17 protein-coding genes and 1 pseudogene are annotated in these 15,279 nt (G+C 31.9%); 15 read left to right on the forward strand and 3 right to left on the reverse strand.

The features are described from left to right. The 7 genes from EG2_RS10265 to EG2_RS10295 all read left to right on the forward strand — a co-directional run. Positions 1-668, forward strand: a 668-nt coding sequence (locus EG2_RS10265) for a CHAP domain-containing protein (RefSeq protein WP_156424235.1), incomplete at its 5' end; no start/stop codon positions are given. Between the two features lie 20 nt (positions 669-688). After that, complete coding sequence (locus tag EG2_RS18405; RefSeq protein ID WP_082709553.1) at positions 689-1,225, forward strand: EF0163 family protein; 537 nt, start codon at positions 689-691, stop codon at positions 1,223-1,225. A 205-nt stretch (positions 1,226-1,430) separates the two neighbouring features. Beyond that, on the forward strand, positions 1,431-2,048 hold the full coding sequence (locus EG2_RS10275; protein WP_060814679.1) for a hypothetical protein: 618 nt from the start codon (positions 1,431-1,433) through the stop codon (positions 2,046-2,048). Positions 2,049-2,690: 642 nt separating this feature from the next. Then, a complete protein-coding gene (locus tag EG2_RS10280; RefSeq protein WP_010818006.1) occupies positions 2,691-2,954 on the forward strand; it encodes a hypothetical protein in 264 nt (87 codons plus the stop codon). Between the two features lie 20 nt (positions 2,955-2,974). Further along, positions 2,975-3,292, forward strand: a complete 318-nt coding sequence (locus EG2_RS10285) for a hypothetical protein (RefSeq protein WP_060814680.1) — start codon at positions 2,975-2,977, stop codon at positions 3,290-3,292. 70 nt (positions 3,293-3,362) lie between these two features. Next, positions 3,363-4,010 (forward strand): phospholipase A2 family protein, encoded by a 648-nt coding sequence (locus EG2_RS10290; RefSeq protein ID WP_071870229.1) that lies wholly within the window; start codon positions 3,363-3,365, stop codon positions 4,008-4,010. Positions 4,011-4,021: 11 nt separating this feature from the next. After that, positions 4,022-4,330 (forward strand): hypothetical protein, encoded by a 309-nt coding sequence (locus tag EG2_RS10295; protein WP_060814681.1) that lies wholly within the window; start codon positions 4,022-4,024, stop codon positions 4,328-4,330. Between the two features lie 621 nt (positions 4,331-4,951). Here EG2_RS10295 and EG2_RS19155 read toward each other — a convergent pair. Beyond that, positions 4,952-5,101: a hypothetical protein gene (locus EG2_RS19155; RefSeq protein WP_159111535.1), complete on the reverse strand. Its 150-nt coding sequence runs from the start codon at positions 5,099-5,101 to the stop codon at positions 4,952-4,954. 1,055 nt (positions 5,102-6,156) lie between these two features. Between EG2_RS19155 and EG2_RS10305 the strand changes: the two genes are divergently transcribed. From EG2_RS10305 to EG2_RS10310, 3 genes are all read left to right on the forward strand, one after another. Continuing rightward, positions 6,157-6,417, forward strand: a complete 261-nt coding sequence (locus EG2_RS10305) for a hypothetical protein (RefSeq protein WP_060814682.1) — start codon at positions 6,157-6,159, stop codon at positions 6,415-6,417. 193 nt (positions 6,418-6,610) lie between these two features. Further along, the gene (locus tag EG2_RS19160) at positions 6,611-6,748 is read left to right on the forward strand and encodes a hypothetical protein (RefSeq protein ID WP_010817999.1); all 138 of its coding nucleotides are present in this window, start codon (positions 6,611-6,613) and stop codon (positions 6,746-6,748) included. 79 nt (positions 6,749-6,827) lie between these two features. After that, a complete protein-coding gene (locus EG2_RS10310; RefSeq protein ID WP_060814683.1) occupies positions 6,828-7,115 on the forward strand; it encodes a hypothetical protein in 288 nt (95 codons plus the stop codon). A 229-nt stretch (positions 7,116-7,344) separates the two neighbouring features. On the opposite strand, the gene EG2_RS10315 is transcribed toward EG2_RS10310, so the two are convergent. Next, complete coding sequence (locus tag EG2_RS10315) at positions 7,345-8,160, reverse strand: hypothetical protein (RefSeq protein WP_060814684.1); 816 nt, start codon at positions 8,158-8,160, stop codon at positions 7,345-7,347. Between the two features lie 370 nt (positions 8,161-8,530). Next, positions 8,531-9,018, reverse strand: a pseudogene (locus EG2_RS10320) (prolyl-tRNA synthetase associated domain-containing protein). Positions 9,019-9,117: 99 nt separating this feature from the next. On the opposite strand from EG2_RS10320, the gene EG2_RS10325 reads away from it, so the two are divergent. The 5 genes from EG2_RS10325 to EG2_RS10345 all read left to right on the forward strand — a co-directional run bounded on the left by EG2_RS10325 (position 9,118) and on the right by EG2_RS10345 (position 15,182). Then, the gene (locus tag EG2_RS10325; protein WP_060814685.1) at positions 9,118-9,324 is read left to right on the forward strand and encodes a hypothetical protein; all 207 of its coding nucleotides are present in this window, start codon (positions 9,118-9,120) and stop codon (positions 9,322-9,324) included. Between the two features lie 566 nt (positions 9,325-9,890). Further along, positions 9,891-10,460 carry a TetR/AcrR family transcriptional regulator gene (locus EG2_RS10330; RefSeq protein WP_010817972.1) on the forward strand — a complete coding sequence of 190 codons (570 nt, stop codon included), beginning with the start codon at positions 9,891-9,893 and terminating at the stop codon, positions 10,458-10,460. 767 nt (positions 10,461-11,227) lie between these two features. Then, a complete protein-coding gene (locus EG2_RS10335; protein WP_060814686.1) occupies positions 11,228-11,686 on the forward strand; it encodes a hypothetical protein in 459 nt (152 codons plus the stop codon). 244 nt (positions 11,687-11,930) lie between these two features. Further along, positions 11,931-14,915 carry a LysM peptidoglycan-binding domain-containing protein gene (locus EG2_RS10340; protein ID WP_060814687.1) on the forward strand — a complete coding sequence of 995 codons (2,985 nt, stop codon included), beginning with the start codon at positions 11,931-11,933 and terminating at the stop codon, positions 14,913-14,915. 15 nt (positions 14,916-14,930) lie between these two features. Next, positions 14,931-15,182, forward strand: a complete 252-nt coding sequence (locus tag EG2_RS10345) for a hypothetical protein (RefSeq protein WP_060814688.1) — start codon at positions 14,931-14,933, stop codon at positions 15,180-15,182. Positions 15,183-15,279: the final 97 nt, after the last annotated feature.

The following is a 15,279-nucleotide window of genomic DNA, read 5'->3' on the forward strand; positions in this document are numbered from 1 at the left end:
ATGACTATTATGGATTTATGGTGGCGAGCCAAAGTAACTTTAATCAATGTGTGGGCAATAAAGATCCTGGAAGTTGTTTATTGATTCTAGGTCGTGGAGGCTATGCGGCAGCAGGTATTACCGAAGGCAGTCCGTATTATCAAGGCGCAATGAGTATCATAAAGTCCTATAACTTAACGGAATATGATGACTTTGCGATCAAACATTGGAATACCCTACCAACAAAAAAATCTTCGCTTATTGCAGGAAAAAGTAAAGGCAATGCGAAAATTTTAGACCGAATCATTGGACGATCTGTAAATAATGGGGAGTGCTACGGTGGCACGGCGTGGTATGTCTCCCAATTAGGAGGTCCACAATTAATGGGGTCTGGGCATATGTTTGCGATGTTAATAGGGGAAGATTATAACTGGGCAACCTATGGCTGGCAAGTAATCATGAATCCAAAACCAAGTGATTTACAAGCAGGAGATGTGGTCAATTGGCAAGCAGGTGGTGCACTATCCCCTGGAATTTATGGTCATACTGGTATCATAACAGATGTCTCAAATAATGGACAAAGTTTCTCCACTGTAGAACAGAATGCCGAGCAAGGACGGATTATGGCTCGGTATCAACGCACGTACAATCAAACAAAAATTCGTAGTCTGGTTCGTAAGGTGAAATAAGAAAGGTAGTGACTAGAAGTGTGAAAAAAGGGATAATTTTAGTATTTAGTTGGTTATGTTTGATAGGTTTTACTGGTTGTCATTGGTTTTCTTCTGAAAAACAAAAAACACAATTGACAACGACAGAAGATACAATCGAAGCAGTAAAAGAAATAAGCGAAACTTTTCAAAGTACTGAAAGTAATAGTCAAATTGGTTCATTAGAAGACGAGACAGCGCAACAAATAGATGAAATGACAAAAAATTTCTTAAAAGATTTTGCTAGAAAATGGAGTAATTTCACAGATGTTTATAAACGCAATCAAGCTGTAAGGGACTATATGACAGATCGTTGTATTAAAGACAATAGTATTGATATAGACCCACATGTACAAATCAATACAACTGGGAAACTTTATCAGGTGACACAAGATGTAGAGAATCCGGATCAATATTTGTTATTTGGAGAAGAAACAACGAATGAGGTCACTCGATTTGTATTACTTCAATTAAAAGTGGATCAAGAATCACAAAAGATTGATGCGATCAAGATTTATTATGTACGGAGTGCATATTAAAATAGAAAATGAACATTCATATTTATTATACACCGAAAAAATAGAGAAAAACAGACTGTTTTTTTAAGAAGAAGTATGTCATTCTTTACTTGAAAAAGTTGTTATAGGACAGAAAGGGTAAAACAAAAACGGAAAAAAACGTCTTATTGAACAGCTTAAAAGGATAAAAATTGATAAACAATAATACTTTTCAGGAGGGATAAAAATGAGTCGTTTTTTTAAATTTTTTTCATTATTAGGTGTAATGTTGATTGGATTAAGTATATTAGTCGGTGCTGGAACTAGTGTTTATGCTTCAGAAGAAAATAATGATAATGTAACTTATGTGAATAAATTGAAAAACGAAGTACATGACATTTATACTAAGTTAATTCGATACGATAGTTCCCTTGAGAGATATGTAGTTAATGATTCCCTTGTTGCATCAATATATAAAACTGATAAGGAAATTCAAGGAATTTACTATTTGAAAGACGCATTGAATAATAAGAAAAAAGAAAGTTCTATAGTTTCTGCTACAACTCTTCTTTCATCAGCTATTGATGAATCTAATTATATTTTGGATGGGAATGATATAAATAAATTGTTACCTGCTAATATGTTTTCTGAACGCTCTGCATGGGATACAATTACAAAGTGTATTCAAGAAGCTTGGAAAGGAGCAATTAGTTTAGTTACTATAAAAGGAATTGTTAATTTGTTAAAAGCTGGTAAATTTGAAGCTGCAGCTGCAAAATTAGCTACTTCTCTTGGAGGAAAAATTTTAGGTGTTGCAGCAGCTGCAGCATTTTTACTTACTTGTGGTGCAACCGAGGCAAGTTAATTTAATAAGAAGTATAAGATTATAAATTTTGTTGGGAATTTACTAGAGTACATATAGTTTATTGAATAAGAAATTATATGTACTCTCTAGTAGTTATTTACATTATTTATACTCTTTTTTTATATAATGAATAGTACTTATTATATCTATCAGGAAACAAGAAAGTGTAATAATAAAAAGAAATTGTGTAAATGGGATATTTTTAATGAAATGGAATGTTGTATTAGTTAGATAAATGAGATAAACAAAAATTCTAATTAATTGAAAATAAAAAGATTTTCTCATAACTTATTTTCCTTTCTTTTATAATTCAATGGATGAAAGTTCATTATCCAAATATTATTGTCCAATGATTATTGTAAAGATATTTGCCATAATATAAAAGTAACGAATCATAAACTTCTAAATAATATAATTTTATGAATGTATATTTTAGAATATGAATTAGAATAAAAAATGAACATTCATGTTTATTATACACCGAAAAAATAGAAAAAAACAGACTGTTTTTTTTAGAAGAAGTATGTCAATCTTTACTTGAAAAAAGTTGTTATAGGACAGAAAGGATAAAACAAAAACGGAAAAAATATGTCTTATGAATAACTACAAGAACTATTCTATTTTTTAGGAGATGGATACGAGATGAAAAAACTAATTGGCTATAGTGTGATGTGTATTGGTTTTGTCGGTGTGGGACTGTTTTTATCAACTGAATCTGCTTCTGCGGCTGAATGGTATAATCCTATTTGGTATAATTCGAACATTGAATGTCAAAAAGGCTATCCTTATGGTCCGACAAATCTAAAAAATGGAAAATGTCGTGTTCGTTGGGACGGTGTAGTAAATGATACCATTGGAAATATGACTGATGCAGCAATTAACGGTATGTATGGAAACAAACACTAATACTATGAAAGGATAAGTCAATGGACAAAGAAATTGCTATTTCACTATTAGAAAAGTTTAAAAAATGTTTGATTGTTTCTAAGGATCAAGAACCTATAAAAAAGGTTATTCAAGAGTTAGATCTAACATTGCAAGACCTTAAAGTAAATAATTACGAGGGAATTACTTTACCTATTCGATTATCTGAATTTACAAATAAAGTAAACTTGGCATTTGCTTTTGAAGGATTACGTTTATCGGAAGAACAAAGTAAGAGTTGGGAGTTGTTAAAAGAAGCTGTTATTAAAGGAAGACAAGGAGATAGAGTAGGGCTTTCTATGTTGTTAGGTATAATGTGATAATTATTTCAATGTAACATAATTGAGATTTCTCAAAAGTAACTTAAAACTATTTAGAGGAGGAGAAATTATGAAAAGAATAGTTAAAATATTGGGTGTTTTAGGTGTTTTGTTAATAAGTTTAAGTACTTTTGTTAGTGCCGGAGCAAGTGTGTATGCCTCTGATTTAGAAGATCAGTTACTATTTGAGTCTGATGTTACTACAACAAGTGAAGATCAATCACAATTGAAATTGTTGTTAAGCGATGTAGAAAAATATATAGACTTCGATGGAGATAAATTTTTTAATGTTGAGAATGCTCTTGCCAACAATGAAAGTCAAGATGTGATTGCTATTGGAGAAGCTTATAATGATATGCTTAATGACGAACGTCAAGGAAACATAGGGAATATTAACAGAAAAAAACGTGCTATAATTAATGGTTTGTCTCATTATGGAAATTGGTGCGGTAAAGGAAATAATGGTAAAAAACCTATAGATGTATTAGATGAACAATGTAAAAAACATGATAAGTGTTATGAATCTAATGGGCAATGGAATTCTGAATGTGATAAACAGTTAGTTTGGAATATTGCAAAAAACTTTGGTGCTATAAATAAAATCGGTTGGCATGCTAGAACCTATGCCGTTGCTGCAATAGTATTGTTTGCAGGAAAAGTAGGAGGAACAGCATTGTTAAAACAACAATTTCCTGAATTGGCACCATTTTTACCATAGGAGAGTAGTTAATGATTAGTAATTGGAAAAATAGTGATTTACTGACGAAAGTTGGACTAGCTATTGCGGGACTTGTTTTTGTTGTTATTCCATTTTCTGGCCTAGTTTTAGAATCATTTGGTATTAAATTAGTGCGTTTCAATTTTCTTTTCTTTTTATATGTATTGGCAGAACTCTGTTTTCTATTATCTAAAAAATGGAAGTATGCTGTGATTTTTACATTTGGCTGTATTGTTCTATTCGCTATAACTTTAGGATTATCTGAAGCACTTTGGTATTACTTAGATAAATATTTTAATATTGATATTTCTAACAGGTAAAATATTGTTGAAAAAATAGTTGTTATTCAAATTATAAAATGATTGTGTATCTGAAGGTTTATTATTTGCTTATGATGTCGCTTCTTTGATTTTTGAGGTGGTACATGTGGTTTTTAGAATTCTAAAAAATAAAAAAATAGTTATATTTATTTATTCGTTTATTAGTGTTTTTCTATCAACATTAATTTGGTATAGCATAAAAAATCACCAATTTTTAGCAAATATTGGTGATTGCATTGCAATAGCATTCATTGCTTCAATGGTAGCTGTATTGATAAGTTTTTTAGAAAATAAGTAGAGCTATTGTAGAATCGGAATAAAGAAGGTCTCTGTTTCAAAATACATTCATTGAAAATAGAGACCTTTCTTTATTAGGGAAAAGACTTAGATATGGTAGGCCAGTAAGTGTCAGATATTTCTTCATCAAAGTAGGAATAATAGCTTCCTTCAAGTTCGATTGTGTAGAGTATGATCTCACTTGATACTGAATAAGTATCTGTTAATATTTTTTCTAATTTTTTAATTGAGTGGATAAATGACATAAGTTGGAATGAGGATTTTTATCTATTTCTTTTTGCCAATTCTGTATGATTTGATCTAATTTTCGTCTTTCTTTTCTAGTTAATTGTATCTTTTTTTTTGGAGGTTATAGCTACATTTTGTTTTCTTTGCAATTAACGAGATATTTATACCAAAACCAGCAAGTTCATTGTCTGGATTTTGGCAAACTGAGTAATCTTCTTCAATGAATTCATAATCTTGTTGTTTCATAGCTTAGTCCTTTCTTTTAGTTATTTTTCTCCTCTTGTCCCCAAATTTCAATAATTGGTTTGTATGGCAGATTATACTGTAAATTACAAAAGGTGATAATTATTTAATTATCTTTTGTAATTTACAGTTTTTTTTATTTGGAAGGTGTTTAATGATAGTTTGTGAATGGGTAGTTGAAACTATTGTTTGTAAGCCTGATTATTCGTATTGTGGATATTCTTTTACAATTGAAGCAATTTCTAATTCAAAAAAAGTAGCGTTTGACATTGTAAAATTGAAAACGAAAGAAGAATTGAAAAGGATAACCATGACTACGAGTGAATAAATACTTGTTGGATTGAATTAAAGAAATCTTATAGATTGAGTAAATATCAACGCTTTGTAAGACTAAAAGAAAGCATTAGACCACGGAAGGCTATTTCAAACATTTTAAACAGTCCTTTCTGGAAATTGAGAGAATACGAAGAATATTGTAACTGAAATACAAATCCACTGACAGTACAAGGCTATTTTGATTTGCGAAAATTTCTGATTGATGAACAAATTTGAAGACGTTATACGATTCCTCGTTGTGAATTTAATCAGTTTCTAAAAAGTGTTCATTCTTGCTCTTTACCTAAAATTGGGTAGAAAAGAGATATTTTAAATATGTGTAGGGTTGAGTCAATACTACTGGATTCGATAACCAAGCTTTAAAGTAGTATACCCTTTATCAAAGCTTATAACTGTCGTTTTAGCTTAGGCGGGAACCAAGCTGTTTGCAAGAGGTAGTGTGACTGCATGGTAAACGACAGGCTCAAAAAATTATTTGTTAAAGAATATTCTTTAATCAAGTAATTTAAATTCAATAATTAGCTATTTAAATTGGGTAAGGTATTGATTTCTATAATTAAAAGGCGGGGGAAAGAAGGTCTTTTCATGTTTAGGGTAAAAATGTATCGAATGCTTGTATTTTAAATACATAGGACTACCCTGCTTTTTAATTTTTGCATGATGGTTCTATAATAATGGTTCGATTCCACCTCGCACTGTTAAAAATAATAGGGGAAGAGTATATGGATAAAAATGAATTAATAAGAACAAAAAGAGAAATGGAAAGTGTGTTTAAATGTGAAGTGCTATTTTGTAGTGGCGGTGAAGAGATTGCAGTAGATATTTTCGAACATCAAATTTGTTATGATGTACGTTGTTATCCCTATGTTTTAAAGACCATTTACATGGATTCAGAAAACAAGTTATCAGATATAGGACTGCAAATTATATTTTTAGCACAAAAATATCTATGGAAACTGGTGGAAGAAATTTTTAGTAGTTAAAAATAGGTAACTAATTTTTAGAAAGGAATTTATGATGAAGTTCAAAGAATAGACAAAGAAACAGAAAAAAATAAAGCTAAAGTAAACAAATAGGAAATAGAAGTCTAATAAAATGTGGAGGTGGAGAAATGATTGGTATTCGTGGCTCGCCTATTTTTTTGTCAAAATAGGTAGAGAAATAGGAGGTTTCGATATGGAAAAAGAACAAGAAAAAACTGTTAAATATGATTGTCCGCGGTATGGCGTTTCAATTATAGAGTTGGGTATAGATAATGAATATGGTTTTTCATGTGATACGTGTAATTATCCTTATCCAGATGATGATGAATAAATAAAAGAGGGGAAAAACTAATGAAAAAACAACGATTATTCAAGGATTAGCAACTATTACAATTTTAGTAGGTATGATAATGCCTGTCGTTGTACAAGCGCAAGAAGGCGGACAAGTGCCTGATGAAGTGGCACAGACTTTCTTTCAGCGTACAAAAAGTAATTCTATTTTAGATGCACCTAAAGCATTTTCAGTGACAGATGATAACGAAGCAAGCGCAAATTCTTATGAAAATCAATCTGAGCAAATGTGTTCATATGGTAGCATTAATGATCGTTTTACTGAGGTACAAATTGAGCCCATGATACCAGCAGATAGAAAAGCTGATGAAAATGAACAAATTATTGATGCTACAGAAATAAAATAAGGCAACGAAAAAATAAAAAAGGCTCTATCTACCATAGTTAGTATTTGTAGAGAGAAGCCTTTTATTAATTGGAGGAATTAAATTGCCTGTGACTTTAAAAACAATTCTATGTTTATACGTTAAATTGACTTTGTTAGATAAACTGTGTCTCTTTATTTATTTTGCAAAATCAATAAATGTAATGTAGTTCGTTCTCCGTATATTTTTAAAAATAATTACTGATGTTTCCTTATATATAATTTAAAAGGAATATTATAGCAATAGGGAAGATTGCTAAAAATAGTAAAAAAACTATTCTTGGTATTGCAACTTTAAGCAGCTTGTAGTCTGGTTTTGTGTATTCTGTTTCAAAAACAATTTTAATCAACACAGTTGCTATTGTCCATAAAAAGATTAATACAAGAACAATGATAAACGGGGTAAGACTTTTTAAATAGCTAAAAAAATCTTGTATTTGGGAGAACGAAAAATCAATTCTAGTAACATCAATTCTTCCCACAACTTTTTCGCATAAAAAATATACTATTGAAATAATTAGGTATATGATGGCGTTAAATATTGAAGCGAAATTAATTTTTTTAAACAAATTTTTAATAATTAATACTAGACACATTAAAGCAATTAATATAAGAATATTTTTAATCGTTGGTATTATTGCTTGATATGAAGATATTGCGACAAATGATACAATTGATTCTTGGACATTATCAAAGTTTGCAAAAGGCAAATTTGGTAAGGGATAAATATAGGTCCATAAGTTATTTGCATAAATCAAAATAAGAAAAACGAAAGAAAACCTAGATAAACCATTACTAATATAATCAATATTTTGTTGCTTTGTTGATAAGCGTTGTTGAGATTCTCTTAAATATGAAATTTTTTCTGAAACTTCTATTTTACGATTATCCTCATAATAATAGTTATTTCCGTTTGTATTTTCCATGTGTATTTGTTTTTTTACTTGATTATTTATTTTTTTTTCTTTTTGCGAATTAAGATATGTTAATAGAGAGATGACGAAACCAGCAATGGGAGCAATTGACAAAGCGACATAATCAATAATATTTTTTTAATTTTCCATATGTTACTCCTTTCACAATTATAGTTAAATTTTATCATAATAGTAATTTTTTTGTCTAGATTGTTTGTATTTGTTATTGATAAAATAAAGTTTTTTTGAGTTATATTGATTGGTATTATAAAGGTTTGAGGGTTCGGAAATGACGCAGAACGTTGATTTGGCGTGTTTTATCCGTTGTATTTTTAAGTATATGTCATTTTTCTTTTCAAATGGTAAAACAAATTGTTGTTAAATGGCAATTTTTTCTTAAAAAGAACTTCTATTATTAATTACAAACAAATAACAGAAGTTCTTTTTATTTAGCTTAGTAATTCTTGTTATAGTTGTTTAAAAACTAAATATCAATAATAGAATAATTGTAATCGATATTGTCCAAGAATTTAAAAATATCGTTAGTATCGAGAAAGATAGTTTTTGTATTTACATTAGGGTGAAAACTCATACGTGACTCTTTAGTAATTTCTTTATCAAAGTATACATGGATATCTTTTTCATCATTATTTAGAAGACCAAAAATTGAAACGACACCTGCAGGTAACTTCATTTTTTCCATTAAACTTTCCTTAGAAGCCAATTTGATTCTTTTTTCTCCAGTAATTTCTTTTAATTTATTCATATCTAATCTTTTTTGATCATCCATAATTAACAAATAATATGCCATTTTCTTTTTATTGGTCAAAAACATTGATTTTGTTCGTACACCTTCAATACCTTCTATAAAACTATCTGCTTCTTCTGTAGTTAATTCCGGTGGATGATCTACTATTTCAAATTAATTTTAAGCGCATTCAATTTTGTTTTTACTAATCCATATAAATCCAAATTAATCACTCTTTTTGACTATTTTAACACTTTTGATAATTAGAATAAATAATCTATTGTTTCTATATTTAAAGTATGGACAGGGTGTTCATAAAATCAGTGATTGATGAACATATCGTGTGGTTAACTAGTATTCCTGCTAAAAAAGATAGAGATATGATTATGAATGATTTACGTCAAATTGTTTTGAAGGGCGTTAAGTGGAGGGAGAGTTTTTTTGCGACACAAAGACCAGATGCACAGTTTTTAGTAGGCGCTATTCGTGATCAATTAGGATTACAGGTTGCTTTAGGCGAAATGAGTTAAGATGGTTACCGAATGACTTTCGGAGTGCGCCCGTATGGGCCTGTAAGAAAAAATTAATGATCAGAAAACAAAATGAAAACTAAGAATATTTTTATAGGATAAAATGTTTTAAAATACATCGAACTAAAACTTACTAAAATCTTTTTTTATTCCAGAATTTGTTTCAATAGTAATTTATTATTTATTTACTTACGATGCTTCTTGTTAATGCATAAAGTTGATGCTTGTTATCTGCTAATATGTCTACTAGATCAGAATTTTTTTAATAGGTAAGACAATTGTTTATTCTTTCTGTTTTTAGGATACTCTTTGTATTTGTTTACGCAGAAAGATTTATATTTAGTAGGATAATATATTACTAGCCTTTTAGTAAGAGTGAGATTTCAGAAAACTGGCTTTCTTAAGTAGGTAAAACTACATGAATAGTAAATTTTTATATATTGAATTCTAGGAAATCAAACAATGTAAAATTTTCTTTAGGAATATCTTATTTAATAAACTTTATAGTTTAGAATTGTTTTAATAAAAAGTATTATACAAAATTATTTTGCGAGGATGAGGAGAGCATGAATCAAAACGAAGAGCAAGAAAAAAGAAAAATATTGAGGAACTCTATCCTTCTGTTTAGTAAAAAAGGATATGAAAAAACTAGAGTAAATGAAATATCTCAATCAACGCATATAAGTGTTGCAACATTTTATGAGTTATTTTCTTCGAAACGAGAAGTATATGAGAATGCAAAAATATATGCAATTAATTATGTTAATAAGGAGTTATGGAGTTATATAAAGCCTAAAAATTTATCAGATATGTATACGCAGATTCAAAAACGAGTAAAGAATATGTTGGAAGAAAACGATTTTAATTATGCTATTTTTGATTTATATATGGAAACATTGTTTGGAGAAATAACCTCTGATGAATTAGCAAAAAGTATAGAGAACCATGAAAGGTATAAGCGAGGAAAATACGTAGATTTTTATGAAGCTATGAATTTAAAGAAAAGCTATGAATTATTATTGTTAGATACATTCTACCTATGTAATATTTTTGCTGAATTTAATGAGTTTCATGCTCAAAAGAAAAAATATTATTATAGCAAGGAGATGTCTGAAAACTCTTTATTGACTCAATAAAGAGTTTTCAGACATATGATATACAAAAGAAAAAATGATTGCCAGCTTGAGATTACTTTTATGAGCATCTTGATTTTAAGTTTGCACGATATTTTCTCTACAACACTATAAAAAATAAGTTAACATGCTTTTATTTTTTTGATCATTCTAATATACCTTTTTAGGGGCAACTCCTTCCCCTGAGTTACCCCTAGAGAGTGATATGGGGATATCCCTAAACTTATTATAAAAAATACCCGAATATTATCTCAACAAATTTGCTTTATATTACAAAAATTGATTTAATTTATCTTTTTTAATGTATGGAAGAATTAAGATAATAAATTGGGAGTGAAAACCATTTTTAAGTTCTAAACTTAACAACAAAGTCTGTTAGAAATAAAAACTGTTCAAGAATATTTTCTTATAGATAGTTTTATCTTATTTACAAACACAATAGAACTCAATGGACTTACTCTTAGAGAGTTTTTACATAATACTAGACTACTTAATTTTATCGTTTCTTTATCTATTTTTATCGCTTAATTTCAGTATTAAAATATTTGAGTGATGTAAAACATGTAATAAAGAAAAGACAATTTGACTTTGAAATAGTTGTTGAAGCTTTTGAGGGGGGATGGAGACACAGTTTGATAATGCTATTATATATTAAGTACCGATGGAAATGTAGAATATGAATAAAGTTGTTGTACAAGCAAAGCCTTTAGAAAAAAGTTAAGATAAAGAGATTTTGAAAGAATAATAAGTGAATATAGGAAGGGATATCTATGAAAAAAAGTTTAACGTTATTAATTGTCGGGTTAACCATTATTGGCAGTGGATTATTTATTGGAAGTTCATTATTCTCTAAAAATGAAGCTACAGAACAAACACCTACTAGCATGACAAAAGAAATACCACCAGAGTTATTTTTAGAGACAGAAGTTCTTGATACAAAGAAACCTGAGACAATTCCTTCGGAAAACGAGCTCTATCAAGGAGATCTTTCATTTGAATATGCGGATCCGGAAAAGCCGTATGTGCTAATGATTTGGTTTATAGATAAAGCGAATCATGAATATGTAGGGCCTGATAAAAAGCCATTGAAAAGAGAGAAAGAATTGATTCTAGGAAAAGCTAAAGGTGTCGTACACGTAGTTGTAAAAGCCAATAGACCGATGTTGACTCATATTCAGAAGTTAAAAGATATCCAAGTGTCTATGACATTAAAAGAGAAAACGGACTGACGGAAATCGGACATGTCTTGGGAATATCTGTTCTACTTTTGTCGGTTTGTTTATTTTGTTCCATCTTTATAGTTGCTTGATCATATTACAAAAATGAAAGGTCATTTTTTTCTTCTCTGTTATTTATCACCATTAAAAATGATGATATTATTTTTTAAACACCTATTTAAATTTGTTTCTACAATTTTAAGTATGATAATGATCGTTATTTTAATTAGGTGTAAATGAAGAAAGGAAGAAAAATATGTTGAAAAAAGTGTTACGATTTGGGGTATGTATAAGTATATGGTTGGTAACATCTTCCACTTTTGTGCCAAGTATGGTTGCAGTGGCCGATTCGGTGGTGATACAAGAATGGATCGCATCTGATAGTGAGGAGGAAGAGAAGCTTACGGAACGCTCGGACGATATATCAGATGGACAAACTGGAAAGGTTGAAGTACAGAAAACAGAAACTACTCAAACGACGGTATCGAGCAGTTCAGATGAATCAAGTGATCTTACCCAGTCCAGCGAAGAAACTGTGCCAGAAGAAGTCGATGAGTCTACCGAAGAGTCTTCGGATCCTCAGGAACAAACGATTTCTCATGAAGAAGAAACGAAGGAAGCAGTTGATTCATCAACGATTGATTTTGAAGGAACACGATCTTCTGAATCATTCGGTAAACATATCTCTCCAAGTATTGATAAACCTAACGAAAAAATAGCCGAACCAATCTCTTCAAATGAAGGAGCAGTTGTTTCACGGCGAAGCCGCCGAGATCTTTCTGCGGTTTCTTCAAATCAGCCAGAAGAGGAATCGGTGGTCGCGTTTGATGAAAAAGCCTTTGATGCTGCAATCGATCAATACATTGATCATGCGACAGAAGAGGAATTAGGTTTGGTCATAGAATCAAGCAATGAAAAAGAAATGACCGATGCTTTAGAATATCTTTTGTTAAATCAATTGGATGAGTCTTTTGGTGTGGAAGAACTTGATGAGCTGAAGAAGTTTCTCACTGCCGATGAGATTGAACGACTAGAAAATGAAACGTCGCTAGAGACATTTGAACAACTGCTCACGCAGTACTATAATGAACGAGAGAAAAAACTGGAAGAAGGAACGGCATTTAGTGCCTTCTTTCTGGCAAGTACCGATGAGGAAATCGATCGGATGTTAGAGGCAAAAGATGAACAAGCATTGGAACAAGTGATTTCTGAAATCAGTGCTTCTCGAAATCGTCAAGCAAGCGGATCACGAAAAAAACGTGCGTTACCTCTAGCCATTCCATTGCTTGTCAAAGGAGCGATGTTGGTAATCGGGGCGGGGGTAGCTGCTTATTCAAGTCATCAGTTCTATAAGACGATGGAAGCGCAACGTGCGGAAAAGAAACGAATGGTCGAACGCTGGCGTTACCATGAACAACAAGCACAAAAGCGGCATCAAGCCGCACAACAAGCCCGCGCCAAAGCCGTTGCCCGTGCCAAATTACAAGCAGCAGCCCGCGCCAAAGCGCAAGCCACACAACGAGCTCGTGCCCAAGCCGCAGCAAAAGCGAGAAAACAAGCACAAAATTGGGCCAAACAACAATCCGCCGCTCGAGCTCGGGCACAGGCGGCCGCAAGTGCCCGAAGAAAGTCAAATGCGTCCTATGTTCCTCCGGTAACTCGTCCGAAACCAGTGATCAAAGCCCAACCCAAAGCACCTGCCAAACCTGTTGCCAAACCAGTAACGAAACCAACTTCTCCAACGAAACTGAAGCCAACGACGACCCCAAAAAATACGATGCATCAAGTACGTGCGGGAGAATCCGTATGGTCTATTTCCCATAAGTATGGCATCAGTATGAATGACTTCATCAAATGGAACAAAATCAAAAATAATCTGATCCATCCAGGCCAACAAGTTATCGTCAAACAACCAGCAAGCACATCAAAGCCAGCGGCAAAACCAAGTACGCCAGCCACTTACAAAGTAAAAGCAGGAGACTCAGTTTGGGGGATCTGTGAGAAGTATGGGTTACCCGTTTCAAAATTTGTCCAATGGAATAAGATCAAAAATAATACCATTCATCCAGGACAAGTGATGCATTTACAAGAACCGAAACCGGCATCAAAACCAGCACCAAAAACTTCTCCTACGACTAACACGACGTATACGGTAAAAACAGGGGATTCGGTCTGGTTGATTGCCAATATGCATGGGATCAGTATGAATGATCTAGTGAATTGGAATAAGATCAAGAATAATACAATCCATCCAGGCCAAAAATTGACAGTCAAACAACCTGTTTCATCAGGGAAACCAACGACAAAAGTACCCGCTTCTACAAATCCAGTCACCCACAAAGTCTCTTATGGTGAATCTTTATGGCTGATTAGTAGTAAATATGGTGTGACCGTCGATGAATTACGCAAACAGAATGGCATCAAAGGTGATTTGATTCACCCCGGCCAAGTATTAGTCGTCAAAAAAGGTACGACCACGAGTCATTCAACTCCTGCAGGAAAAAGCGGAACCAGCTATACCGTAAAAGCAGGGGATTCTGTTTGGTTGATCGCCAATCGATACGGCGTGAGTATGGATGATCTAGTGAAATGGAACAAGATCAAAAATTATACGATCCATCCGGGTCAAGTCTTAACGATTCAAACAATTGTTTCTACACCAGCAAAACCTGCGATCACGACAACCCCAAAAGTAGAAGCCAAACCAGCGATCACGATGACACCAAAAGTGGAATCAAAACCTGGAGTGACTACCACACCAAAAGTGGACGAGAAACCAGTAATTACAACAATACCGAAAGTAAAAGAACAACCTGTGGTCACAACCGTTCCTAAGACTGAATCAGAAGTATTGGTTGAGAAAGCCAGTGGGGCTAAAGGTAAATTAGATGTATCATCGAAATCTTTTGAATCACTTACTGCGGATGAGAAAAAAGTAGTAGAATCACTTTTGGAACAAGGGAAAGATGTTAAACTTATTCCAGAAGCTCCGAATGTAAGTAAGACTCCTGATCTTTTAGTTAATGGAATAGAAACTGAAATTAAAACACTTAATGGAAATAATATCAATACATTAGTTACGAAAGTAGGTAAAGCATTAAAACAAGTAGATGGGAAAGGTAAAATTGTTTATGATATATCAAAAGCAAACTTTACACCGCAACAAATGGATGAAATAATTTCTAGATTAATTGGTAAGTATGGAAAGGATATAGTTGATAGAATTACATTTATAAAATAGGAGAGTGATTTAATCGTGAAAATAAAATGTTTATGTGGAAATGTGCTTAATGATGAGAATTTGGAAACAACGAATCCTCTAATTATTTTTCCAGAGAACGAGTATTATGATGTGTTAGAGTCAAATCCGAAAACCGTAGAAGAGCTTGTGGATAATATGCCTTTAGGGTCAATGTGGGAATGCAGGGTTTGTGGAAGACTTTTCTATTTTAAAGAAGGAAAATTTGATATATATAGTTTAGAAAAAGAAGTGTTTGACAGTAATTAAAGATTACTAGATAAATTAAAAAGGCACTCTATCATTCGACGGGAATCGAAAAGATAGAGCCTTGACTAGTAAGGATGAACTCACTAATCAAGTTGCC

Origin of the sequence: Enterococcus gallinarum NBRC 100675 (genome assembly GCF_001544275.1) — a bacterium.
GTDB classification, from domain to species: Bacteria; Bacillota; Bacilli; order Lactobacillales; family Enterococcaceae; genus Enterococcus_D; species Enterococcus_D gallinarum.

What these genes read in the sequence shown, in the direction of transcription:
- EG2_RS10290 (WP_071870229.1), top strand. Translation starts at nt 3,363, where the DNA reads ATGAAAAGAATAGTTAAAATATTGGGTGTTTTAGGTGTTTTGTTAATA.
- EG2_RS10295 (WP_060814681.1), top strand. Translation starts at nt 4,022, where the DNA reads ATGATTAGTAATTGGAAAAATAGTGATTTACTGACGAAAGTTGGACTA.
- EG2_RS10305 (WP_060814682.1), top strand. Translation starts at nt 6,157, where the DNA reads ATGGATAAAAATGAATTAATAAGAACAAAAAGAGAAATGGAAAGTGTG.
- EG2_RS10285 (WP_060814680.1), top strand. Translation starts at nt 2,975, where the DNA reads ATGGACAAAGAAATTGCTATTTCACTATTAGAAAAGTTTAAAAAATGT.
- EG2_RS10335 (WP_060814686.1), top strand. Translation starts at nt 11,228, where the DNA reads ATGAAAAAAAGTTTAACGTTATTAATTGTCGGGTTAACCATTATTGGC.
- EG2_RS19155 (WP_159111535.1), bottom strand. Translation starts at nt 5,101, where the DNA reads ATGAAACAACAAGATTATGAATTCATTGAAGAAGATTACTCAGTTTGC.
- EG2_RS10330 (WP_010817972.1), top strand. Translation starts at nt 9,891, where the DNA reads ATGAATCAAAACGAAGAGCAAGAAAAAAGAAAAATATTGAGGAACTCT.
- EG2_RS10310 (WP_060814683.1), top strand. Translation starts at nt 6,828, where the DNA reads ATGCCTGTCGTTGTACAAGCGCAAGAAGGCGGACAAGTGCCTGATGAA.
- EG2_RS10280 (WP_010818006.1), top strand. Translation starts at nt 2,691, where the DNA reads ATGAAAAAACTAATTGGCTATAGTGTGATGTGTATTGGTTTTGTCGGT.
- EG2_RS10275 (WP_060814679.1), top strand. Translation starts at nt 1,431, where the DNA reads ATGAGTCGTTTTTTTAAATTTTTTTCATTATTAGGTGTAATGTTGATT.
- EG2_RS10340 (WP_060814687.1), top strand. Translation starts at nt 11,931, where the DNA reads ATGTTGAAAAAAGTGTTACGATTTGGGGTATGTATAAGTATATGGTTG.
- EG2_RS19160 (WP_010817999.1), top strand. Translation starts at nt 6,611, where the DNA reads ATGGAAAAAGAACAAGAAAAAACTGTTAAATATGATTGTCCGCGGTAT.